This window comes from Paraburkholderia sp. USG1, from assembly GCF_031570135.1.
In the GTDB taxonomy this organism is placed as follows: domain Bacteria; phylum Pseudomonadota; class Gammaproteobacteria; order Burkholderiales; family Burkholderiaceae; genus Paraburkholderia; species Paraburkholderia dioscoreae.
The window spans coordinates 57,133-79,111 of the sequence record NZ_JAMWXW010000023.1 but is presented as its reverse complement, the minus strand read 5'-3'; the positions used below and the strand labels follow the sequence as shown (position 1 = coordinate 79,111).

Genomic DNA, 21,979 nt, shown 5'->3' with positions numbered 1-21,979 from the left:
TTCGACATCATGTCCCAGCACAACGCCGATCGCATCGACGTCCGTCTTACGCAGATCCGTCTGGAAGCGGACGACGTGGCGTCCTACGAATTCCGGCCCATCGACACGCCCGTTTTGCCGGCCTTCGAAGCCGGCGCGCACATCGACCTCTATTTGCCCGAGGACCGTGTGCGCAGCTATTCGCTGGTCAACGATCCTCATGAGCGCCACCGTTATGTCATTGCCGTGCAGCGCGAGGCGGCCGGTCGCGGCGGCTCCGCATGGATGCACCGCACGCCGCGGGTCGGAGACCGCTTCACGATCGGCGCACCGATGAACGACTTTCCGCTGTGCGAAGCAGCACGGGAATCGGTGTTCATTTGCGGCGGCATCGGCATCACGCCGATCGTTTCGATGATCAGGCGTCTCGAGCGCACCGGCGCGTCGTGGCAACTGCACTATGCCGCGCGCGAGCGCTCACGTGCGGCTTATGCAGACGATCTCGCGCAGATCGACGAGGCCGGCTCGCGAATCACCATGCATCTGGAAAGTGAAGGTGGGCGGCTCGACTTGCGGCGTGTGGTGGAACGCGCGCCCGTGGACGCTCACCTGTATTGCTGCGGACCGCGCGGCATGGTCGACGCGTTTATCGACGCATGCGCGTCACGGCCTCGCACACAGGTGCACTTCGAACGTTTCGCGGCCGCAAACGAATCGGCGACGGGCGGCGGCTTCGACGTGGTGCTCCGGCGCGACGGCAGACGTATCCCGGTAGCGCCAGGCAAGACGATCCTCGACACGCTGCTGGATCACGGTGTCGACGTTCAGTACGCCTGCTCGGCCGGCGTATGCGGCACTTGCCGCACGGGCGTGATCGACGGCGTGCCCGATCATCGCGACGATTATCTGACCGACGAGGAGAAGGCGGGGAACCGTGCGGTGATGGTGTGCTGTTCGGGGTCGTTGTCGCCGACGTTGGTGCTCGATCTCTGATCTTCAAACCGAACACGAATCACTGATAGAAGGTGCGCCGCGCGCATCGACGAGGAGACTTCATGCTTTCCAGACTGGTCGACGAATTTCCCGAGCACGAGCCGCGTCCCGCCAATGCGCCCAAGGCGCTCGCCGGCATTCGCGTGGTCGACTTCACTCACTTTATCGCCGGGCCGTTCGCGACGATGATGCTGGCCGACATGGGCGCGGAGGTCATCAAGATCGAAGCGCCGGGGCGCGGCGACGAGTTCCGTTATTATCCGCCGGCTCATCCCGAGGACGCCAGCATCGGCGGCCCCTATCTCTGGGCGAATCGCAACAAGCGCAGCATTGCGCTCGATCTGAAATCGGGGGAGGGGCAGCGCATTGCGCGTGAACTGGTCGCGACCGCGGACATCGTCGCGGAGAATTTTTCGACCGGCGTGATGGAGCGTCTCGGTCTGAGCTACGAAGCATGCCGCGAGCTGAATCCGCAGGTAATCTACTGCTCGGTCTCCGCTTATGGACGCGAAGGTGCGTTCGCGGACCGGCTGGGATTCGACCCGATCGCGCAGGCCGAAAGCGGATTCGTATCGATGAACGGCTATCCGGATCGCCTTGGCGTGCGTGCGCTGTCGCCGGTAATGGACATCAGCACGGCAATGATGGCGAGCAACGCCATGCTCGGCGCGCTGGTTGCACGCGAACGTACCGGCAAGGGCCAGGCTGTCGAGGTTTCGTTGTTCGACAACGCTGTGCTGATGACCGGCTACGCGACGGTGCAGCATCTGTTCACCGGCGAGGAGCCGCGCCGCCACGGCAACACGAGTCCCGATACGTGTCCGTCGGGAGTTTTCAAAGCGGCGGACAAAGCGTTCTATATCAATTGCGGTAACGACAAGATCTTCCATCGGCTCGCCAACCAGGTGCTGGAGATGCCTGAACTGGCCGCCGACCCGGTGCTTGCCGATCGCAACGGCCGCATCGCGCGGCGCGACGAACTGTTTCGTATCCTCGACGAAGCGTTCATTCGCCACCCCTGGGCACATTGGCAGCAACGCATGCGGGCCGCGTCGATCCCGTGCGGCGAAGTACGTACGGTCGGCGAGGCGCTGCGTTCGCCGGAAGCACGCGAGCGCAAGCTCGTAAGCCGTCTTGAACATGCGGAGCTCGGCTGGCTGCCGAATATCAATCTGCCGTTCCGCTTCAGCGAGACGCCGATCGACGATCCGTCGCCCGCGCCGCGCGTCGGTGAACACAGTCGCTCGATTCTGACTGAGGTGCTGGGGTACTCCGGCGAAGGTGCGGATGCGCTGTTGCAAGGCGGCGCGGTGTATAGCTGCAATCAGGTGGTCGCAGCCGCAGGCGGTGCCGAGGTCTCCACGTCATGACGGAGCGCACGCTGCGCGGGCAGGTCGCGGTAGTGGGCGTCGGCGAGAGCGAATACTACCGTGCCGGCCGCGCGCCGGACCCGGAATTCAAGCTTCTGCTCAAGGCGGTGCTGGCGGCGTGCCGCGATGCGGATATCGACCCGGCGGACATCGACGGCTTCGCCTCGTTCGCCGACGATCGCAACGACGCGGTGCGCATAGCCACGGCGCTCGGCGTGAAACGCTTGCGCTCCACGACGATGCAGTGGGGCGGCGGAGGCGGCGGCTGTGCCGCCGCGGTAGCCAACGGTGCGGCCGCGATCATGAGCGGCATGGCGCAGTGCGTGCTGGTCTATCGCGGGCTCGCGCAGGGGCAGTTCGGCCGCTTCGGCCAGGCGGCGCCGCGCGCGACCATCTCCGGCGATATGGCATATCAGATGCCGTATGGCGTACTTGCGCCGCCACAGAAGTTCGCGATGAAGGTGCAGCGTTTCATGCACGAACACGGCGTGCGCCGCGAAGCGCTGCGCGCGATCGCGCTCGCGTCCTATCAGCACGCGCAGGCCAATCCGCGCGCGGTGATGCACGGCAAACCGCTTTCCGCCGAAGCGTACGACGCATCGCGCTGGATCGTCGAGCCGTTTCGTCTGTTCGATTGCTGCATGGAGAATGACGGCGCGGGCGCGTTGCTGCTGGTGGCCGCAGAACGCGCGAAAGACTTTCCACATTGGCCGGTGTATCTGCTTGGCGCGGCGAGTGGCGGTGACTGGCGAGCGGCCGCCTCGCCGCACAACGCGCCCCATTACGCGAGTGCCAACTATAGCGGCGTTTCAAGCGATTTGTACCGGATGGCGCGCGTGTCGCCCGCGGACGTCGGCGTGGTGCAGAGCTATGAGAACTTCACCGGAGGCGTGGCGATGGCGCTGAGCGAGCACGGGTTTTTCCATCCGGAAGAAGCCAACGATTTTTTAACGCCGGAGAATCTCGTCGCGCCGTCGGGCAAGCTGCCGCTCAACACGAGCGGCGGCAATCTTGGCGAATGCTACGTGCACGGCTTCGAGCTGGTGATAGAAGCGGCGCGCCAGGTGCGCGGCGAGTCGACCAGTCAGGCGGCGCGGCATGACGTGGCGCTGGTAATCGGCGGCCCGATGGTGACGCCGGCAAGCAGCCTGCTGTTCGGATCGGAGGCAACGTTATGACGGATTCATCCGCTTCGTCGACATATCTGCCCGTCGGGCTTCCCGCCCCGGTGCCCGAACCGGACGGCTTATCCGCGCCATATTGGGCGGGTCTGCGGGAAGAAAAGTTGCGCGTGCAGCGTTGTGCGCACTGTCACACCTGGCAATTCGGGCCGGAGTGGGTCTGCCACGGGTGCCGTACCTTCGATCCCGCGTGGCATGAAGTGGCGCCGCGCGGCCGCATCTTCAGCTGGGAGCGCGTCTGGCACCCGTCGCACCCGGCGCTCGCTCAAGCGACACCGTATCTCGTGGTGCTGGTGGAATTGCCGCACGCGGGGCATGTGCGCATGCTCGGCAACCTGCTCGGCGATCCCCGTCAGCAGATCGAAATGGGCGCTGCGGTGACTGGCGTGTTCGAACATCATGCCGACGTCGCGACGCCTTACAGTCTGCTGCAATGGCGGCTTTCGACGTGAAAGTACCGAGAGGTTTGGGCGGGGGCTGTCTGTATAATCGTCAGCTACCGTCCTTGCGACTTTCTTCTTCTCAGCCTTATGCAATTAACGCCTCCCGCTACACGCGAATCGACTTCACGCTCGGAGCTCGTCGGCAAGATGCTGGCGTTCTTCAAGGAGCGCGGCTACGAAAGCGGCGAGCGGTTGCCGTCCGAGCGCGCGCTGGCGGAGCGCTTTGGCGTGGGTCGCAACGCGTTGCGCGAAGCGCTCTCCACGCTGAGCGCGCTGCGGGTCATCGAATCACGTCCGAACTCTGGCATCTATCTGCGCCGCATGTCTACGGACAGCAGCTTCGAGACCATCGTGCTGCTGACGGAGATGGGCTCGGAGCCGTCCATGAAAGAGGTCAAGGAGACGCTGGAGGTCCGCTGGGCGTTAGAGATGCGCGCAGTACAACTGGCGTGCGAACGCCGCACTGAAGGAGATCTGGACAGTCTCGCATCGGTAATCGACGCGACCCAGGCGGTGCTGTCGAACAAGGGCAACATCTCGGTGCAGGACACGGCATTCCACATGGCTCTTGCGCGCTGCACCCACAACGAGGTGCTGGTGCGGCTACTCAATTCGTTCTACCGGATTTCGGAAAGCCGCCGCTTTGCGCTGTTCGCCGACCCCGAGCGCGGTGAGATCTCGGCAGTTCAGCACGCAAAGCTCTACGAAGCAGTGAAGAAGCGCGACGTGAAGAAAGCCACTGCATTGATGGAGACGCATTTCTCGCGCGCCGTGGAGGCGTGGAACGAGATTCTCGGCGAAGAGCCGGCTTCAGGGACAAAACGGACGGGCAAGACGAAGTAAATGGCACGCGGGCAATATGCGCCCCACGAAGCGAACAAAGCCGGCTCAACGGGGAGCCGGCTTTTTTCGTGGATGCGCCTGTCTTCGCCAATCAGAACGTGTGCACTATGCCGAGACGCACAAGCAACTGATGATCGGTCGCCGATGGCGTCAATTGCGTGATCGACGCGACCGCTGCCTGGCCGAGAGAATCCGTCCCGCCTGCTTTCTGATAGATGGCGAGAGCATACAACTCGGTGCGCTTCGACAGGAAGTACGCGGTCGACAGCGTCCCCTGGCGATAGGTCGCGCCGTCATATGCGCCGACGCTCGCTTTACGCGTGTAGCTGTACGCAGCGTTCACGCTGAAGGCGGGCGTGAATGCGTAACTCGCGTTGACTTCGCCGTTGTTGAAAACAGCGCTGCCCGCATAGTGCAAGGTGTTCGGTCCAGCGCTGGTGTCGCCTAGGCCGCCGAAGCCCGCATGCGAAAAGGTCGCGCCGATGCTTGCCGGGCCGAGGTGATACTTCGCGCCTGCGATCAGCAGTTGCAGCGTGGCGGCGGATGCAAAGCCCGCATAGATCGGATTTGACTGACCGGCGGTAGCCGAGCCGAATGAGCCGAGGTTATTGGCCGTGTTGCCGCCCGAATTGCCGTTCGTGCCGAAGTACGACAGATTCGGGTCGCGTGCATTCAGGTAGCCCGCGGCCGCGGCAAACGGTCCATTCGCGTACGACGCGGCGAGCGCCCACACCTGGTTGCGGACCGTCGCACCAGCCACGCCGCCCACCGCATACATGCCGCCCAGCGTCATGCCCGCATACGGCGTGCTTCTGAATTTGACCGCGTTGTTGATGCGGATGGAGTGGCCGAGATCGTCGAAATCGTCGGGGTTCGCGCCCATGTGGCCGGGCACTTCTCCGGCTTCTGAAAGCGGCGCGAGCATGTCGCTGACGATGCTGTATTGCCGCCCGAAAGTCACCTGCCCGAATGGATTGGCGAGGCCCACATAGGCCTGGCGGCCAAACTCGAGGCCGCCCTGCGCGAGACCGCCGGTGTTGATGTTGAAGCCGTTTTCCAACGTGAAGATCGCGCGTAGGCCGCCGCCCAGATCTTCGCTCCCACGCAGGCCCCAGCGACTGCCGCCGATGCCCGTTGCGCCGTCCGACATCGCATATTGGTGTTTGCCGGCGAGCGCACCGCCGGCGCGGCCCGTCTGCACGTTACTGACGTAGTTGAACCCCTGGTCGATCAGGCCGTACAGCGTTACTGAACTTTGCGCGTTAGCCGCGGAAGCGGCCGTGCCGGCGATCGCTATCGCTACCAGCATGGGTTTCTTCATTGTGTCTCCGGATTTCCGATCGAATGTCGTATTTGCGAATGGCTTTCAGTGGATGAAGTCAAATTGGCTCCATCAAATTGGCCCACCATAAGTGGTGGGGCCAATCGTAGCGATGCACGATTCGTGCTGTCAATCCTGAGGACAACCCTGGTGGGTGATGTCGGCGTACGGCGTGCGCTTTAGCTTGCGAAACCCGGGCGGCTTTCGTGCTCGATTTATTCCTGACGGATGACTGACTCCCGGCACCAGTTCTTCCGGGTTGAAGAGCCTGCGAGCGCGCCGAATTCCGAATCGCCAACCGCTCCTGGCGAGGAAAGCAGGATCAATTGACGTGGGTCAAGAGGCCGAATCGCAGCGTGCGATATTGATTCGGAACGGTCACGATTTATTGCGCGACCGGGAGTCGGCGATCCGGCGAAGAACATGTCGCAGGAGCGGGTGGATAACCGGATTCGACTCTGCGCAGAGTAGCCAGTCTGCGCAGGCCACCACGGCGTGCGCTGAAACTCCCTTGTGAGCCGATTTCCAACCGACATCCGCGTCCAGCGCATGTTCGCCTTTCCGGAGCCCCATCATGTCGAAGAAAGTCCTTAGCCGCGAACAGATCCGGCAGGAAGTTCAGCAACGCCTGCTGCGAGGCCCGTCCACGCCGGCGGGTCTGGCCGGGATTGCCATTCCAATGCCGAAATCTCATTCGCTCGATGTCCATGCCCGCAATTGGGACATGGAGGAATTCGGCGGCGCCGGATATGGCGAATACGTCCGGAAAGTGGTTGACGAGGCGAGAAAGGAGTTCCTTCTATCCGATTCGGCCGAGCGTGACGAGTTGCTGGGCGACTCGCTTGCGCATAGTTGATGCCCGCGCGGCATCGTAATGCACCTGCACCTGTCAACGTCGGCCGGGCCTGAACGATTCAAATGCCCCCCGGCGCCGTCAAGTCATGAACACTCACCCTGGAAGACAAGAACATGGCATACGCAAGCATCAACCCGAACAGTGGCGAGACCCTGAAGCGCTTCGATCAATTGACCGACGCGCAGCTCGAACAGTCTCTCGCGAGCGCTCAGGCTTGTTCCCAGACGTGGAAGCAGACCACCTACGCTCAGCGCGCCGAGATCCTTAACAAAGCGGCCGCCTTGCTGCGCACTCATGTGGATGAATTCGCGAAGCTGGCGACGCTGGAAATGGGCAAGCGTATCAATGAAGCGCGAGGCGAGGTCAATTTCAGCGCCGATATTCTTGCCTACTACGCGAAGCATGCTGAAGCGTTTCTTGCTCCGGTCAGGCTGGAGCCGAAGGTTGGCGAAGCCCACATGGAAAGCAGCCCGTTCGGCGTACTCTTCTGCGTGGAGCCGTGGAATTTCCCGTATTACCAGTTGGCGCGAGTCGCGGGCCCGCAATTGATGGCCGGCAATGTCCTCGTGGTCAAGCACGCGGCCTGTGTGCCGCAATGCGCGATTGCATTCGAAAAGCTACTGATCGATGCGGGTGCACCCAAAGGCGCTTATACCAACCTGCTAATCTCGCATGAGCAGGCCGAGCGTGTGATCGACGATCCGCGTATCAAGGGCGTGGCACTGACCGGTAGCGTCGCGGCCGGCAAAAGCGTCGCCGCGCGAGCCGGGCAGAACCTCAAGAAAACCTCGATGGAATTGGGCGGCAGCGATGCATTCATCGTGCTGGATGACGCCGACCTCGAAAAGACGATTCCGTGGGCAGTGTGGGGACGCATGTATAACGGCGGCCAGACCTGCTGTGCAGCGAAGCGCTTTATCGTTCTCGATTCGATTGCTGACAGGTTCCTCGAGAAATTCAAGGCGGCGTTGTCGGAACTCAGGCCGGGCGATCCGATGGATGAAAAGACGACACAGGGTCCGCTCTCTAGCGAAGCAGCGCTTCTTCAACTGCTCAAGCAGGTCGACGATGCGGTGGCGAACGGCGCCACGCTGTTGATGGGCGGCAAGCGGATCGATCGCCCCGGCTCGTTTATGGAAATCACCATTCTGACTGATATCAAACCGGACAACCCCGCTTTCCGCGACGAGTTTTTTGGCCCGGTCGTGTCGTTCTTCCGTGTGAAGGACGAAGCCGCGGCGATTGCCCTGGCGAACGATTCCGACTTCGGTTTGGGCGGCTCCGTCTTCACAGAAGACATCGTGCGCGGCAAGCGGGTTGCGAGCAGCGTCGATACGGGAATGATGTTCATCAACAACATCGACTGGTCCGATGCGGAACTGCCGTTCGGTGGGATCAAGGACTCGGGCTACGGACGCGAGCTGGGCAACATGGGCATCCAGGAGTTCGTCAACAAGAAGCTGGTTCGCACCGCGCATCTCAACGCGCCGGTGTGAGCGATGGGGGGCGGCCGCCCCCATTATTCTGGAGAGATGCCACGCATGACAGATCGAGAAGCCCAGGCCCCCGCGCCGGACCCTCACGGCACGCTCTCCGCCGGCATTTTCGATGTCGACGGCGTGCTGCTTGCGTCTCCTCACGAACGTGCCTGGCGCGAAGCGCTCAGGGGCTTCGCCGACGAACAAAGGTTCACCACGGCGATGTACCAGTCCCAGGTGGCCGGCAAGCCACGGCTGAGCGGCGCGCTTGCCGCGCTGCAAACGCTCGGCGTGCCGAACGCCGCACAACGTGCCGAAGCTTACGCAGAGAGCAAGCAGAGGCGGCTGGAGGCGCTCATCGGCGCAGGAGCCGTGTCCGCTTTCGCCGACGCACTTCGCTTCGTCAATGCGGTGCGAAGGCTCGGCTTTGCGATTGCCGTCGCGTCATCCTCGAAAAACGCCAACGACATGATGCGGGGCATCCGGCTCGATGACCATCACAGTCTCTTCGATGTATTCGGCGCCAATGTCTGCGGCCGGGATTTGCCCGCCGGCAAGCCGGATCCGGCGATATTCCTGCTCGCTGCCGCGGAGTTGCCCGCCGCGCCCGCGAACTGCTTCGTGGTCGAAGATTCACCGGCGGGTATCGAGGCTGCCCGTGCAGGCGGAATGACGGCACTCGGGGTTGCGCGGCTGGATGACGCGAACTCGCTCTGGGAGGCCGGAGCCAATCTGGTCGTGACCACTCTGGACGAAGTGGATCTCGATCAACTGTCTCGTGGAAAACTCTGGCGGCGGATTTATGAACAGTCCTGAACAGTGGGACCGGTTGATGTGCCCGACCGCCGATTCGAGCTGGATCGCGCGGGAAGGCGGCTACGACCCTTTGCTTGAACGTAGCCGCGCCGCGCGCTTCGCAATCAGCAATGGCTTTTTCGGTGTGCGAGGCGTGCGCGCGATACACCGTGGCGGCCGCTGGGCGGCCACCTCGCGTACACTCGTTGCCGGCGTGTTCGATACAGCCGGTGAGGAACCCGGCATCCCCAAACTCGCCGTGGCGCCCGATTGGCTGAAGGTCCGCATTCTCCTGCAAGGAGAGCCTCTCATACATCACGTCGATGACGAAGCGCGCCAGGAGAGGATTCTCGACATGCGCCGGGGCGTGGTGATCGGCAAAGGAGACCTGTCGAACGAGTCCGCTTTCGGCGTGAAGATGCGCAGTTTCCATATGGCTTCTCTCAGCCAGCGCGCGATCGGTATGCAAATCATTCTGCTGGAGATGGAGCAGGGTGCGATTGAGGTGACGCTCGAAGCATCGATCGATGCGGTGGATGTCGGTCTGTTATCGGAGCGCTCGGAGCATGGCCTCAGCGTGTGGCGCACGCGGTCTTCCGGTACCCGGCTCGCAGTCGCCGCTGCAGTAACGCTGCAGATCGACCGGCAGCTCATTCCTTTTACCGTATGCGGCCTGTCGCAATGGTCGTGGAAGTGGACGTCGACGCCGGGGCAGGTGATATGTCTCACGCGAATGGTGGCCATGACTCGCGCGGGCAAGGATGATATCGATCCGGCTCGTGCTGCACAGGAAGCCCTGGCGTCCGCGCAAACCCTCGGTTGGCCGGCTCTGGTGGCGGTGCACGAGAGGGCATGGCAAGACCGTTGGGCATGCAGCGAGGTCGAAGTCGAGGGCGATCCGTCCGCACAACGGGCTCTAAGATTTGCGCTCTACCATCTGAACGGCGCGGCCAATCCTGCAGACGAACACGTTTCAATCGCTGCAAAGGCGCTGACGGGCGACGACTATCACGGTCACGTCTTCTGGGACACGGAAATCTATCTGCTGCCGTTCTACACGTTGACGTGGCCTGAGGCGGCACGAGCATTGCTGATGTACCGCTTCAATACGCTCGCCGGAGCCCGGCAGAAAGCAGCGTCAATGGGCTGGCAGGGGGCGTTGTATGCCTGGGAATCGGCCGATACCGGCGCGGAGACGTGCCCCCTTCAGGTCGTCGGCCCGGATCGGAAACTCGTGGATGTCAACTGCGGCAAGCAGGAACAACACATCAGCGCGGACGTTGCGTACGCTGTCTGGCAATACTGGCATGCGACTGGAGATGATGCGTTCCTTCGCGAGGCCGGCGCCGAGATTCTTCTGGAGACCGCCCGTTTCTGGGCAAGCCGTGCAAAGCTGGAGTCCGATGGCCGTTGTCATATCCGTGGCGTGATCGGACCGGATGAATATCACGAGTCGATCGACGACAACGCCTTTACGAACGTGATGGCACGCTGGAACATCCGGCGCGCTATCGAAACGGCGGCATTGCTGCGTACGAGTTGGCCGGAAAGTTGGCGACGCCTGTCGGGTCAACTGAAAATCGACGAGGCCGAGTTGCAGCGGTGGGGCAGGGTTGCAGAGACGATTGCCACAGGCTTCGATTCGAACACGGGTCTGTTCGAGCAGTTCGCCGGATTTTTTACGCTTGAAGACATCGATATCGCCGCCTATGCCGGCCGGTCGGTTCCAATCGACGTCGTGCTTGGCCGCGAGCGTATCCAGCGGTCCCGGATCGTCAAGCAGGCAGACGTGGTAGCGCTGCTGGCGCTGCTGCCGGAGGAGTTTCCTCGCGGCTCCGCTGCGGCGAACTTCGAATACTATGCGTCGCGTTGTGGTCATGGCAGTTCCTTGAGTCGCGCCATGCACGGCATAGTCGCGGCCAGACTGGGCCAGTCCGAAGTCGCGCTCGATTTCTTTCGCCAGACCTCCGCCATCGATCTCGACGATACACATGTGGCCACGGAAGGCGGTGTGCACATTGCAAGCCTCGGTGGCATCTGGATGATAGCGGTTCTTGGCTTTGCCGGTGTGTCCTTTGCCGGTGATCATCTATGTCTCGCCCCGGCGTTGCCCGCGGCGTGGAAGAGCCTTTCCTTCCCGATGCAATGGCGCGGCCGTCATCTGAGGATCGAGATAAGTGACGCGAGTGCCGGGGTACGTGTAACGCTGGAAACGGGTGATCCGCTGAAGCTGGCCATCAATGGTGAACTGTTCGCGCTAAGCAGTGCGGAGCCGCTGGTCGTGAATAGTAAAACGCAGGCAGGTGTTGCCTGAAGTATGGGCAATTGCGGTGACAGAGTGGAAACTGACCGCTGTGCGGACACGCGGCCACCGTACCGACTTCCGGCGGCAGACATGCGAATGTGTGACGTGTCATACCATTTCCGCGTGGGCAAGATGAAAAATTCTGTATTCCGAACTCTGGGCGTGTTTGTGTGGTTAGCCGGGATGATTTCTCCGGTCCCGGGTCACGCCCATGCAATCGACCCGCAACTCGACTGCAAATCGAGCGCGCACGGATTTATCACATCATTGCTGGACGATCAATCTATCGATCCAACCCCCATGCGGATTGAAGCGAACTCCGTCAACGCGTTCCGGCCGGTTCATGGCGGTGACCTGACGGCATTCGGATTTCATGTCTATGCAGTCTTCGGTTATGCGCAGGGCGATCCGATGTTCAAACAGGGAAGCGGTGATCCGATTGCGGCACCGACGTACGGCGTGGTGGTAACCGGTGCCGCCGAGTCAGTGGAGGCCCTCGCACGACAGTCCGGGAGCGACGCAGGCATCCGGGAAGTGGTTCCCTTTCTCCTCACCGCGGTTTTCTGCAACGGGCATTGAGGTGAACGCCGTCGTCATCCACGATGCAGGCCTTGTGACTGACGCCCGCGAGCGTTGGACAGCGCTTGCCTTGCTGTTTGCCGCAACGCGGTTAATGCCGATCGAACCACATCCTTAGCACCCGGTTTCCACGAGCAAGCTTTCAACTGAGAAAAAGAATGCCTGATGAAGGAAAAATTGAGGCGATCTTCGCAACGGGGCTGACCAAGTGGTTCGGCGATGGTGCGACGCGAATGACTGCTGTGAGTGAGGTCGAGTTCATCGCCCACTTTGGCGAGATGCTGTTCATTGTGGGCCCGTCCGGGAGCGGCAAGACCACGCTTCTAAGCATGATTTCGGGCATCTTGCGGCCCAACGCTGGCAGCGTGAAAGTCAATGGCCGCGACATATGGCAACTCACCAACGATCAACTGGCGGACTTTCGTCTCAATACGATTGGCTTTGTGTTTCAGGACTATCATCTGTTTCCCCGCCTGACGAGCGCCGAGAACGTTGCCATTCCGTTGATCCTCAAACACCTCGACTGGGATGAATCGATCGTCGCGGCCAGAAAATGTCTTGAGGTTGTCGGACTGAAGGAGCGCAGTGAAATTCTCCCAGTAAAGCTCTCAGGGGGCGAGCAGCAGCGCGTGGCGATTGCGCGCGCCATTGTGAGTGGCCCACAGATCCTGATTCTCGACGAGCCGACCGCCTCGCTCGATGGCGATACCGGAAAGATGATCATCTCCTTCGTCAAGGAGAAGATACTCAACCAGAGCCGGTGCATTGTGATCGTGACCCACGACGCCCGGATCAACGAGTATGCCGACCGGATCATCCATATGGAAGACGGTCGCATCACTGGACTCGACAAGGGGACCGAGTGAGAAACAAGCTCATCTTCGCCCTTTCGATCATCGGCATTGTGGCCGGGCTGGTTGGCGCGTACCTGTTCGGAATCGAGCGTAAGGCCGAGCCCCCGGCATTTGCACCGGTCAGCAACCCCTACGTGACGGCGATTTACGCGGACGGTATTGTCGAAAGCGAACAGCGCGGCGGCGAGAACATCAATATCTACCCTGAGGTGTCCGGCCCGATCACCCAGGTGCTGGTGCATGAAGGCGACCATGTGGCGGCCGGCACTCCGCTGATAACTATCGACGATTCGGTGCAAAGGGCGACCACCGCGCAACTACGCGCACAGTCCGAAGCGGCACTGACGGTCTTGCAGGAACTCAAGGCAGAGCCGCGCAAGGAGACGCTTGCGGTCACCAGGGCTCAGGTCGAGCAGGCTCAGTCCAACCTCAAGGCAGCGCGTGATCAGTATGAGAAGCGTCGAGCGTCTTACGATTTGGACCAGAGATCGATCAGCAAGGACGTAGTCGATACAGCACGGGACGCCGTCGCGCAGGCCGAGGCGGGATTGGACGTCGCGCAAAGGCAATATGAGTTGACCCGGGCGGGTGCGTGGAGTTACGACATAAACAATCAGCAGAAGCAGTACGAGGCACTCACCCAGGCATACAAAGCCGCCAGCGCGCTGCTGCAAAAGTATTCGCTCAAAGCGCAGGCAGACGGTGTGGTGCTGGCGATCAACGGGACATCCGGCAGTTACGTTTCGTCGCAAGGTGTCTACGATGCCTACACGCAGGGATTCGATCCGCTCGTGGTCATGGGGGCCTCTCAGGATTATCTGGCGGTTCGCTGCTACGTCGACGAGATACTCGTTTCGAGACTGCCTGCACCGGCACACATCCAGGCGCAGTTGTCGATTCGTGGCACCAACGTCAAGGTGCCGCTCGAATTCGTCCGTGTGCAACCTTATGTTTCACCCAAGATCGAGTTGTCGAATCAACGCCAGGAGAAGGTGGACCTGAGAGTACTCCCGGTTATCTTCCGCTTCAGGAAGCAGGACCTGCCAATGGTTTATCCGGGTCTGCTGGTCGATGTATTCATAGGGTCGAAATAATGGCCACGCGCGACGGCGAAGAGGGCGAATGCCTTGCGCAGCACGTACGGCCGCGCATTGCTGGCGGGTTGTCTGTCGCTGCAATCGCGGTGGCAGTGCTTGGGGCTTGTTCCGTGGGTCCTGATTTCGTGCGTCCCACGCCGCCGGCCGGGAATGATTACACGCGCGAACAGCTGTCGGCGTCGACTGTCGCCGCGGATAACGAAGCTCAAAGCTTCACACGCGGCGCGGAGATTCCCGCCGACTGGTGGACGCTTTTCAAATCCGATCAACTGAACACGATCGTTCAGCAGGCAATGGAAAACAATCCGACGCTGGCCGCGTCGGAAGCGAGTTTGCGGGCGAGTCAGGACAATCTTCGGGCGGGCTATGGCGTATTTTTCCCGCAAATCGGCGCGGAATTCGATGCCACCCGCGCGCGCTCCGCGCCTTTGAGAAACGGTCTGCAGACACCAGGAAGCATCTTCAACCTGATCACCGCGAGTGGCAGCGTAAGCTATTTACTCGACGTATTCGGTGGCAAGCGTCGCACGGTGGAAGGATTGCGCGCGCAAGCCGACTATCAGCGCTATGCGGAGAAAGCCGCGTATGTAACCTTGTCCGCTAACGTGGTCAATACCACGATAGCGCGGGCTGCTTATGCCGCCGAGCTCGTTGCGACCGAACAGCTGATTGAGCTGGAGAAGCAGCAACTTGCTGCTACCGAAGCGCAAGTGCGCTCAGGCACGGCAGCTTACGCCAACGTATTGAGCGTTCGCAGTCTGATTGCCGGCAACCAGGCGTTAATCGCACCGCTGCAACAGAAGATCAGTCAGACCGAGCATCTGCTTGCAACGCTGGAGGGATTGCTGCCCTCCGAGGCGAGATTGCCGGAGATCGACCTGAGTTCGCTCGCGCTTCCAACGGATCTTCCAATAAGCCTGCCGTCGGACCTGGTACGCCAGCGTCCCGATATCCTCTCTGCTGAAGCCGCATTGCATATCGCCAGTGCGAACATCGGCGTGGCGACAGCGGCCATGTTCCCGAGCATCGCCCTGAACGGTACCTACGGTGCGGGGGGGACGAGTTTTGGCAATCTCTCGGCGGACAGTTTCCGATTCTGGAGCATTGGTCCTTCTATCACGCTTCCGCTGTTTCAAGGCGGCAGCCTATGGTATGGCCGTAAGGCGGCAATCGACGCGTTCCAGCAGGCGCAGGCGAACTATCGGCAGACGGTTCTCACCGCGTTCGCCCAGGTTGCCGACGCACTGAATGCACTCGACCATGACGCGCAGGCTCTGCAAGCCCAGGTTGAAGCGAGACGGGATGCGGACATTGCGTTGCATCTCCTGCAATTAAATTACCGCGCCGGCATGGTGAGATATCTGGATGTGCTGGTTGCCGACGTTCAATTTCATCAGGCAACTATCGCGTACTTCCAGGCAGTCGCACAGCGATATCAGGATACCGTAGCATTGTTCGTCGCACTGGGCGGAGGCTGGTGGAATGTGCAAGCTTCGGTCAGCAAAGGGGACGCTCCGTGAAATACAGCGGCATCATGCGCATCGGATTCAAGCTGCTGGTCAACGACAAGGCGAAGTTCTCCGCGTTGCTGATCGGCATTACCTTTGCCGTGTTTCTGATGGCGCAGATGACGGCAATGTTCGCCGGGATCCTGAACCGCGCCTATTCGACTGTCACCAATATCGGCGCGACAATGTGGATCATGGACCCGGCCGTCAATACGCCGACCACGTCCTTTCCGCTGCCGGACTACCTGCTGGACGCGGTGATCAGTATGGACGGCGTTAGCTACGCCGTGCCGTTGTTCATTGGTGGCGCACAGGTGAAGCTGGCGGACGGCACTTATCAATCGGTCAACGTAGTCGGGCTGGACGACGCGAGCCTGTTTGGCCGTCCACAAATGGAGCAGGGAAACATTCTCGATATCTATGCCGACGACGCCTTCCTGGTGGTCGACGACTCTGAATTTTCGAAGCTGGAAAATCCGAAGATCGGCACGACGTTCGAAATCAACGACCATCGCGGCGTCATTGTCGGCACGGCCAGGGTTGCCGCAAATGGGCTGAACGGTGTGCCGACGCTCTATACGACCTACAACCGGGCGATCCAGTACATTCCGGGAACGAGATTCACTATTTCCTATATCCTGGTGCAGGCGAAGAATGACGCAGCCATTGCCGGTATCAAACGGCAGGTCGAAAATTTAGGGTATCTGGCCTTGACCAAGAATGAATTCAACGAGCGGATCGCCGACTACTACACCTACAAAACGGGTATTGGAACCAACATCCTGTTGATGACCATTATCAGCTTCATAGTTGGGCTATCTATTTCGGGCCAGACGTTCTACACATTCATCCTCGAAAACCTGGATAAATTCGGTGCGCTCAAGGCTATCGGTGCAAAGGGGCGCGAGCTGGTCTACATGATCCTTTTCATGGCGACCTTTACTGCACTCACGGGTTATGGACTCGGGATCGGTCTCGTGACGCTGGTGATTTCGATTGCCAAAAGCCTGCTGCCCAACTACGCGGCAATTACGACCTTCTGGAATCTTGCTCTGGCGTTCGGCATGGTCGTGCTGATTGCGGGAATCTCCAGTTACATCGGCGTACGCAAGGTGCTAAAGATCGAGCCGTTCGATATTTTCAGAGGATAGCCGCGCGGCGTCTGAGCGTAGTAGCGGATTGTTGTCGGCTCCGGGACGGCGCGCTTCAGGCGTTGCTGCAACCGGTACATAACTGCGTGTCGAGGAGCCGAATCCGATACGGCACCGTCGCGCCGCGCGGCCCAATGATTGCCCTTTCCAAATCGCGCATCCCGCGCTCTTAGGCAATATTCACGGAATAGATCGCCCGGTACCAACTCCGCGCGGCGGTCTTCCCATGCCGCCAAATTTCCGTCAGCAAGCCTCTCTCCGCGACACCGCGCTGAAAAAATAACGAGCCCAGACCGGCAACGCGCGGCCCGTGCGTAAGCATCTCACGCTTGAGATGTCCAGAAATATTTGTTGTGCTTCTCTTTTTTGTCGTTCTAAAGTCAATCGTCGAGCGCTTACTGGTTGATTGTGAGCATCTCACCAGGATGCGTTTCTTGCGCGCCTCGTCCAGGAAATAAATCGACAAAGCGGCTCACGCTGAGATGCTTAGTAATCCGACATTAATCATTTACCGAAACGGGAATCTGAAATGCGCAAGATGGCTTTGGCATGTTCTGCAGCACTCGTTGCACTTGGCACCGTGACAGTGACGCCGGCCCGGGCCGAGGTCACGCTGTACGGCATTCTCGATACGTACCTCGGTTATACGAACGCAGGGGGCAAGGGCGCGCAGACCGCGATGCAGAGCGGCGGTCTGTCGGCAAGCCGCGTGGGGATCAGAGGAAGTGAAGATCTCGGCGGCGGCTTGCGTGCGACCTTCGATCTCGAGAACGGAATTCTCACGAACTCCGGCGCGGCGACGGATTCCACGCTCGCTTTCAGCCGCAGTGCGTGGGTCGGTCTCGGTACGCCGTATGGCGAATTCCGTTTCGGACGCCAGAACTCGGTGCTGCTGCTGATGCATAGCAAGTTCGACGCGTTCTCCGGCGGTACGTACGGCTCGTTTCTTCACAACGCGTCGACGTTCTCGTTCCGTTACGACAACATGATCACGTACTGGTCGCCGAACATCGCGGGATTCACGTTCTCCGCGGGTGCGAGCCTGGGCGGTCAGACGTCGCCGCACGACGCTTTGAACGCCTACGTGGGCTCGATCGATTATCAGCGCGGCCCGCTATACCTCGGCGTCAGCCACGCGGAACAGAATGGCGCGAACGGGAAAAACATTACGAAGACGACGTTCGCCGGCGGTAGTTATCAGTTCGGCAGCTTGACGGGTTATTTCGGCTATTACCGCGGCAACAACCTCGGCTCGAATATTTCAACCAATGTCCAAGGCAAATATCACAGCGTCTATTCGCTATCGACGACCTACAACGTCACACCGGCGCTACGGCTCGCGGCCGGCGTCGGTTACGCGCAGGATAGTTCAGGGCAGGACAACAATGCGGGAGAAGTAAGCGTTGGCGCGTTCTACAGTTTCAGCAAGCGGACGCTGGTCTATGGAACGTTTGAACGGCTCGTGAACCGCCACGGCGCGACCTATGCGCTGATCGCCAACGGGCCCATCACGCCGAACACGCCGACGCGCGGAGAAGGCGTGACGGGCGCGCAGCTCGGCATACTGCATTCGTTCTGACGGCACGAAGGCGCAGTGAACGCCATGCGGATATGTCATGCGGGAGAGGCCCGGGAGCGGCGTGACATATCGCTGAACAGCTCAGAAGTCACCTTTTTTTACGTGCATTTTTTTAATGGCTGTTCTAAGTTAACTCATCACCTGCCCACACGGATCCCTGTGAGCAGCCTACGAGACGAAGGAGAGGTGTCGTGAAAGATCCTGCAGCTCCGACGGTGGAATTGATCGACTGTTCGAACGAAGCAAAACTCCTTAGCGAGCGGGCGTGTTCTGCAATCCGTCAGGACATTCTGTCCTGCGTAATCGAACCGGCCGCCACGCTGACGGAAAGCGCGCTGACCGCACGCTACGGCATCGGCAAGGCAACCTGCAGGGTGGCGCTGCAGCGTCTCGCACAGGAAGGCTTTGTGCGCATCGTGCCGCGTCAGGGTTACGTGGTGACGCCGATTACGTTGAAGGATGTCGAAGAAGTGTTTGCGCTTCGCCTTGAGCTTGAGCCGCTATCGGCGCGCCTCGCTGCGGGCAAGGCGGATATCGATCTGTTGAACCGGCTGGAGCGCGCGTGCCGCAACGACGATACGTCGCTTGGCATCGGCAGCCGGATCGGCATCTTCATGGACGCGAATGCGGCTTTCCACATGGCGATCGCCGAATGTTCGGGCAATGGCCGGCTGGTTCGCATGCTGGGTGGCCTGCTCAACGACATGGCGCGACTCGTGTCGCTTGGCTTCGGCGTGCAGAACACCAAGCCGGAGATCCGCCATGACCACACGGCGATGATCAGCGCGCTCGCGAGCGGCGACGGCAAGCGCGCCGAGCAGATCGCGCACCGGCATGTGGCGACGTTCCGCGACATGACGATGGAAAAGGTAATGGCGAGCCTGCGCGACACGCATGCGGGCGCACCGATCGTTCCGCTGCGAGGCGCACGATGAACGCTGTGACTACTCAAGCCATGTTCGAGAAGGCAACCACGGTACGCAACGCGGTGGAAGTGGAGCACGTTTCGAAGCACTACGGCAAGCTGGCTGTGCTCGAAGACATCAGTCTGACCGCGCCTTCGGGTTCGGTGCTGGCGATCGTCGGCGCGTCCGGATGCGGCAAGAGCACGTTGCTCAACATCATCGCAGGATTGGCACAGGCGGATCAGGGCGACGTACGGATCGACGGAGTGGCCGGCGAGCCGACGCACGATACCCGCGTGGTCAGCTACATGTTCCAGGAGGACCGCCTGCTGCCCTGGCGCACGATCGTGGCGAACACGGAATTCGGTCTCGAAGCGGGTTCGCTCAACGCCGAACGGCGGCGCGAACGCGCGCTGGCCGCGCTGAAGATGACCGGCCTCGAAGGATTCGAGCACGCCTACCCGCACGAACTCTCGGGTGGCATGCGCAGCCGGGTGGCGCTTGCGCGCAGCCTGGTCGTGAAGCCGTACATCCTGTTGATGGACGAACCGTTTTCCAAGCTCGATCCGCAGATGCGCTCGCAGATGCACGCGGAACTGCTGCGAATCCGCGAGCAGTTGAAGATGACCGTCGTATTCGTCACACACGACGTGGAAGAAGCCATCGTGCTCGCGGATAAGGTGGTTGTCCTGCGTCCACGGCCGGGACGCGTGCGCGATGCGCTGATGATCGACCTGCCGCGACCGCGCGACCCGCTCGCCGCCGAAGTCGCGGAAACGGTGCGCCGCGTGCGCGCCCTCATTTAAGGACGTTGCGATGTCTTCTGTTTCGACCGCCAGTTCTGTTTTTCCCGCACGGTTTGGGCGACTGACGCGCTTTGCGAAAGTCGCCGGTCAACGTCTTTCGCTGCTCGCCATCTTCCTGATCGTGTGGTGGCTGGCGGCGCAACGCGTGCCTGCCTTCATTCTGCCTGGTCCGGGAAAAACGTGGAACGCGCTGCTTGACCTGATCGCCACCGGCACCTTTGCCGAAGATCTTGGCATTACGCTGTACCGCGTCGTCGCGGGTTTCCTTCTGGCCGCGCTAGTGGGCACGCCGCTCGGCATCCTGCTTGGCGCGAACCGGCGCCTCGGCAGTTTCTGCGAACCGGTGCTGTCGGTGGTCAACACGGTATCCGCCGCGATCTGGGCCATCTTCGCGTTGATCTGGTTCGGCATCTCGAACGGTACGACCATCTTCGTCGTGTTCATGGAAGCGATGCCGCTGATTCTCACGAACGTATGGCAGGGCGCACAAAGCGTCAACGCCGAATACGTGGAGCTTGCCCGCAGCTTTCAGATGTCGCGCAGCAAGGTGATGACCAAGATTTATCTGCCCACCGTGCTGCCGTATTTCTTCTCCGGTGCGCGCCTTGCGTTCGGTTTCGGCTGGCGGGTGTCGCTGGTCGCGGAGACGATCGGGTCTTCGAACGGCGTCGGCTACCGGCTGCGTCAGGCGGCGGATCTTGTTCAGACCGATCAGGTTTTCGCATGGACACTCACTATGGTCGTGCTGATGGTGGTGCTCGAGTACGGCATTCTCAAGCCGCTTGAAAACCACCTGTTTCGCTGGAAGAAGCGAGCATAGAGAATGGGCTCGCGGCGCACCGCTGCCGCGCCGCGAGCTGAAGTAGTCGAACATTTACGAAGAAGTAATGCGTTTGCATTCTATAAATAGGAGTACATATGAGCAGTACGATGAAGGCTTTGATTCTCTCTGAACACGGTGACGTCGACAAACTCCATGTCGGCGAGATGCCGATGCCGAAGGCGGTGCCGGGTCATGTGGTCATCCGTGTGCGCGCGTCCTCCTTCAATTATCACGATGTCTTCACGGTGAAGGGCATGCCGGGCATCAAGGTGCCGCTGCCTGTGGTCATCGGTCTGGATATGGCGGGGGAGATCACGGAGGTTGGCGACAACGTCGAAAACTGGTCGGTCGGCGCGCGCGTGCTCGTCAATCCGCTCAACAAGAAGAAAGGTCTGATGGGCGAAATGCTCGACGGCGGCATGGCGCAATACTGCCTCGTCAGCGCAGACCAGTTGATCGCAATGCCCGAAGGCGTGACGTTCGAAGAAGCGGCGTCGCTGCCGGTCGCCTACGGTACGGCGCACCGGATGCTCGTTACGCACAACACCATCAAGCCGGGCGATCGTGTAGTCATTCTGGGTGCGAGCGGCGGCGTCGGGACCGGTTGCGTGACGCTTGCCAAAATGCTCGGCGCCGAAGTGATCGCGGCCGCCGGCAGTGCGGACAAGGCTGAACGGCTCAAGGCGATGGGCGCGGATCACGTCATCAACTATCGCGACACCGATTTCTCGAAGTGGGTCATCGAGAAGTACGGCAAGCCGCAACGCCGCAGCTATGAAGGCGGCGCGGACGTCGTAATCAATTTCACCGGCGGCGATACGTGGGTGCCGTCGCTCAAATGCATCAAACGCGGCGGTAGCCTGCTCGTCTGCGGCGCGACCGCGGGCCACGATCCGAAGGAAGACCTGCGCTACATCTGGAGCTTCGAGATTCGCGTGATCGGTTCGAACAGTTTTTACGACGACAACCTCGCGGCGCTGATGGAATTGATTCGTACGAAGAAGATTGCCGTGCAGATCGACAAGGTGTTGCCGCTCGAACAGGCAGCCGAAGGCCTGCGCATGATTCGCGATCGGGAAGTGCTCGGCAAGATCGTCGTTACCCCATAAAAGT

20 protein-coding genes are annotated in these 21,979 nt (G+C 60.8%); 19 read left to right on the top strand and 1 reads right to left on the bottom strand.

Features of this window, described 5'->3' with window-relative positions:
• Positions 1-9: 9 nt before the first annotated feature.
• From NE850_RS26975 to NE850_RS26955, 5 genes are all read left to right on the top strand, one after another.
• A complete protein-coding gene (locus NE850_RS26975) occupies positions 10-972 on the top strand; it encodes a PDR/VanB family oxidoreductase (protein WP_165187912.1) in 963 nt (320 codons plus the stop codon).
• A 62-nt stretch (positions 973-1,034) separates the two neighbouring features.
• Entirely contained in the window at positions 1,035-2,342 is a 1,308-nt protein-coding gene (locus NE850_RS26970; protein ID WP_165187914.1) for a CaiB/BaiF CoA-transferase family protein, read from the top strand.
• On the top strand, positions 2,339-3,520 hold the full coding sequence (locus NE850_RS26965) for a thiolase C-terminal domain-containing protein (RefSeq protein ID WP_165187916.1): 1,182 nt from the start codon (positions 2,339-2,341) through the stop codon (positions 3,518-3,520). Before NE850_RS26970 ends, NE850_RS26965 begins: the two co-directional genes overlap by 4 nt.
• Positions 3,517-3,975, top strand: a complete 459-nt coding sequence (locus NE850_RS26960; RefSeq protein WP_310699615.1) for an OB-fold domain-containing protein — start codon at positions 3,517-3,519, stop codon at positions 3,973-3,975. Before NE850_RS26965 ends, NE850_RS26960 begins: the two co-directional genes overlap by 4 nt.
• Positions 3,976-4,053: 78 nt before the next feature.
• Positions 4,054-4,809 (top strand): FadR/GntR family transcriptional regulator, encoded by a 756-nt coding sequence (locus NE850_RS26955; protein ID WP_165187920.1) that lies wholly within the window; start codon positions 4,054-4,056, stop codon positions 4,807-4,809.
• Between the two features lie 91 nt (positions 4,810-4,900).
• On the opposite strand, the gene NE850_RS26950 is transcribed toward NE850_RS26955, so the two are convergent.
• Positions 4,901-6,130 (bottom strand): porin, encoded by a 1,230-nt coding sequence (locus NE850_RS26950; protein WP_165187922.1) that lies wholly within the window; start codon positions 6,128-6,130, stop codon positions 4,901-4,903.
• Between the two features lie 574 nt (positions 6,131-6,704).
• Here NE850_RS26950 and NE850_RS26945 point away from each other — a divergent pair.
• The 14 genes from NE850_RS26945 to NE850_RS26880 all read left to right on the top strand — a co-directional run bounded on the left by NE850_RS26945 (position 6,705) and on the right by NE850_RS26880 (position 21,975).
• Complete coding sequence (locus NE850_RS26945; RefSeq protein ID WP_007176411.1) at positions 6,705-6,986, top strand: hypothetical protein; 282 nt, start codon at positions 6,705-6,707, stop codon at positions 6,984-6,986.
• A gap of 113 nt (positions 6,987-7,099) precedes the next feature.
• The gene (locus NE850_RS26940; protein WP_007176412.1) at positions 7,100-8,482 is read left to right on the top strand and encodes an NAD-dependent succinate-semialdehyde dehydrogenase; all 1,383 of its coding nucleotides are present in this window, start codon (positions 7,100-7,102) and stop codon (positions 8,480-8,482) included.
• Between the two features lie 3 nt (positions 8,483-8,485).
• Positions 8,486-9,280: an HAD family phosphatase gene (locus NE850_RS26935; RefSeq protein WP_197740271.1), complete on the top strand. Its 795-nt coding sequence runs from the start codon at positions 8,486-8,488 to the stop codon at positions 9,278-9,280.
• Positions 9,267-11,573, top strand: a complete 2,307-nt coding sequence (locus tag NE850_RS26930) for a glycosyl hydrolase family 65 protein (RefSeq protein WP_310699614.1) — start codon at positions 9,267-9,269, stop codon at positions 11,571-11,573. The genes NE850_RS26935 and NE850_RS26930 overlap by 14 nt, the downstream gene beginning before the upstream one ends.
• Positions 11,574-11,696: 123 nt before the next feature.
• Complete coding sequence (locus NE850_RS26925) at positions 11,697-12,143, top strand: hypothetical protein (RefSeq protein WP_232064309.1); 447 nt, start codon at positions 11,697-11,699, stop codon at positions 12,141-12,143.
• Positions 12,144-12,301: 158 nt separating this feature from the next.
• The gene (locus NE850_RS26920; RefSeq protein ID WP_007176416.1) at positions 12,302-13,009 is read left to right on the top strand and encodes an ABC transporter ATP-binding protein; all 708 of its coding nucleotides are present in this window, start codon (positions 12,302-12,304) and stop codon (positions 13,007-13,009) included.
• Complete coding sequence (locus tag NE850_RS26915; protein ID WP_007176417.1) at positions 13,006-14,091, top strand: HlyD family secretion protein; 1,086 nt, start codon at positions 13,006-13,008, stop codon at positions 14,089-14,091. Before NE850_RS26920 ends, NE850_RS26915 begins: the two co-directional genes overlap by 4 nt.
• The gene (locus tag NE850_RS26910) at positions 14,091-15,614 is read left to right on the top strand and encodes an efflux transporter outer membrane subunit (RefSeq protein WP_310699613.1); all 1,524 of its coding nucleotides are present in this window, start codon (positions 14,091-14,093) and stop codon (positions 15,612-15,614) included. The genes NE850_RS26915 and NE850_RS26910 overlap by 1 nt, the downstream gene beginning before the upstream one ends.
• A 14-nt stretch (positions 15,615-15,628) precedes the next feature.
• Complete coding sequence (locus NE850_RS26905; protein ID WP_035517070.1) at positions 15,629-16,753, top strand: FtsX-like permease family protein; 1,125 nt, start codon at positions 15,629-15,631, stop codon at positions 16,751-16,753.
• A 529-nt stretch (positions 16,754-17,282) separates the two neighbouring features.
• Positions 17,283-18,332 (top strand): porin, encoded by a 1,050-nt coding sequence (locus NE850_RS26900; protein ID WP_007176420.1) that lies wholly within the window; start codon positions 17,283-17,285, stop codon positions 18,330-18,332.
• A gap of 191 nt (positions 18,333-18,523) precedes the next feature.
• Entirely contained in the window at positions 18,524-19,267 is a 744-nt protein-coding gene (locus NE850_RS26895) for a GntR family transcriptional regulator (protein ID WP_007176421.1), read from the top strand.
• Positions 19,264-20,043 carry an ABC transporter ATP-binding protein gene (locus NE850_RS26890; RefSeq protein ID WP_007176422.1) on the top strand — a complete coding sequence of 260 codons (780 nt, stop codon included), beginning with the start codon at positions 19,264-19,266 and terminating at the stop codon, positions 20,041-20,043. The genes NE850_RS26895 and NE850_RS26890 overlap by 4 nt, the downstream gene beginning before the upstream one ends.
• Before the next feature lie 10 nt (positions 20,044-20,053).
• A complete protein-coding gene (locus NE850_RS26885; RefSeq protein ID WP_007176423.1) occupies positions 20,054-20,863 on the top strand; it encodes an ABC transporter permease in 810 nt (269 codons plus the stop codon).
• 98 nt (positions 20,864-20,961) lie between these two features.
• Positions 20,962-21,975, top strand: a complete 1,014-nt coding sequence (locus NE850_RS26880) for a zinc-binding dehydrogenase (RefSeq protein WP_007176424.1) — start codon at positions 20,962-20,964, stop codon at positions 21,973-21,975.
• Positions 21,976-21,979 lie beyond the last annotated feature (4 nt).

What these genes read in the sequence shown, in the direction of transcription:
- NE850_RS26975 (WP_165187912.1), top strand. Translation starts at nt 10, where the DNA reads ATGTCCCAGCACAACGCCGATCGCATCGACGTCCGTCTTACGCAGATC.
- NE850_RS26970 (WP_165187914.1), top strand. Translation starts at nt 1,035, where the DNA reads ATGCTTTCCAGACTGGTCGACGAATTTCCCGAGCACGAGCCGCGTCCC.
- NE850_RS26965 (WP_165187916.1), top strand. Translation starts at nt 2,339, where the DNA reads ATGACGGAGCGCACGCTGCGCGGGCAGGTCGCGGTAGTGGGCGTCGGC.
- NE850_RS26960 (WP_310699615.1), top strand. Translation starts at nt 3,517, where the DNA reads ATGACGGATTCATCCGCTTCGTCGACATATCTGCCCGTCGGGCTTCCC.
- NE850_RS26955 (WP_165187920.1), top strand. Translation starts at nt 4,054, where the DNA reads ATGCAATTAACGCCTCCCGCTACACGCGAATCGACTTCACGCTCGGAG.
- NE850_RS26950 (WP_165187922.1), bottom strand. Translation starts at nt 6,130, where the DNA reads ATGAAGAAACCCATGCTGGTAGCGATAGCGATCGCCGGCACGGCCGCT.
- NE850_RS26945 (WP_007176411.1), top strand. Translation starts at nt 6,705, where the DNA reads ATGTCGAAGAAAGTCCTTAGCCGCGAACAGATCCGGCAGGAAGTTCAG.
- NE850_RS26940 (WP_007176412.1), top strand. Translation starts at nt 7,100, where the DNA reads ATGGCATACGCAAGCATCAACCCGAACAGTGGCGAGACCCTGAAGCGC.
- NE850_RS26935 (WP_197740271.1), top strand. Translation starts at nt 8,486, where the DNA reads ATGGGGGGCGGCCGCCCCCATTATTCTGGAGAGATGCCACGCATGACA.
- NE850_RS26930 (WP_310699614.1), top strand. Translation starts at nt 9,267, where the DNA reads ATGAACAGTCCTGAACAGTGGGACCGGTTGATGTGCCCGACCGCCGAT.
- NE850_RS26925 (WP_232064309.1), top strand. Translation starts at nt 11,697, where the DNA reads ATGAAAAATTCTGTATTCCGAACTCTGGGCGTGTTTGTGTGGTTAGCC.
- NE850_RS26920 (WP_007176416.1), top strand. Translation starts at nt 12,302, where the DNA reads ATGCCTGATGAAGGAAAAATTGAGGCGATCTTCGCAACGGGGCTGACC.
- NE850_RS26910 (WP_310699613.1), top strand. Translation starts at nt 14,091, where the DNA reads ATGGCCACGCGCGACGGCGAAGAGGGCGAATGCCTTGCGCAGCACGTA.
- NE850_RS26905 (WP_035517070.1), top strand. Translation starts at nt 15,629, where the DNA reads ATGCGCATCGGATTCAAGCTGCTGGTCAACGACAAGGCGAAGTTCTCC.
- NE850_RS26900 (WP_007176420.1), top strand. Translation starts at nt 17,283, where the DNA reads ATGCGCAAGATGGCTTTGGCATGTTCTGCAGCACTCGTTGCACTTGGC.
- NE850_RS26890 (WP_007176422.1), top strand. Translation starts at nt 19,264, where the DNA reads ATGAACGCTGTGACTACTCAAGCCATGTTCGAGAAGGCAACCACGGTA.
- NE850_RS26885 (WP_007176423.1), top strand. Translation starts at nt 20,054, where the DNA reads ATGTCTTCTGTTTCGACCGCCAGTTCTGTTTTTCCCGCACGGTTTGGG.
- NE850_RS26880 (WP_007176424.1), top strand. Translation starts at nt 20,962, where the DNA reads ATGAGCAGTACGATGAAGGCTTTGATTCTCTCTGAACACGGTGACGTC.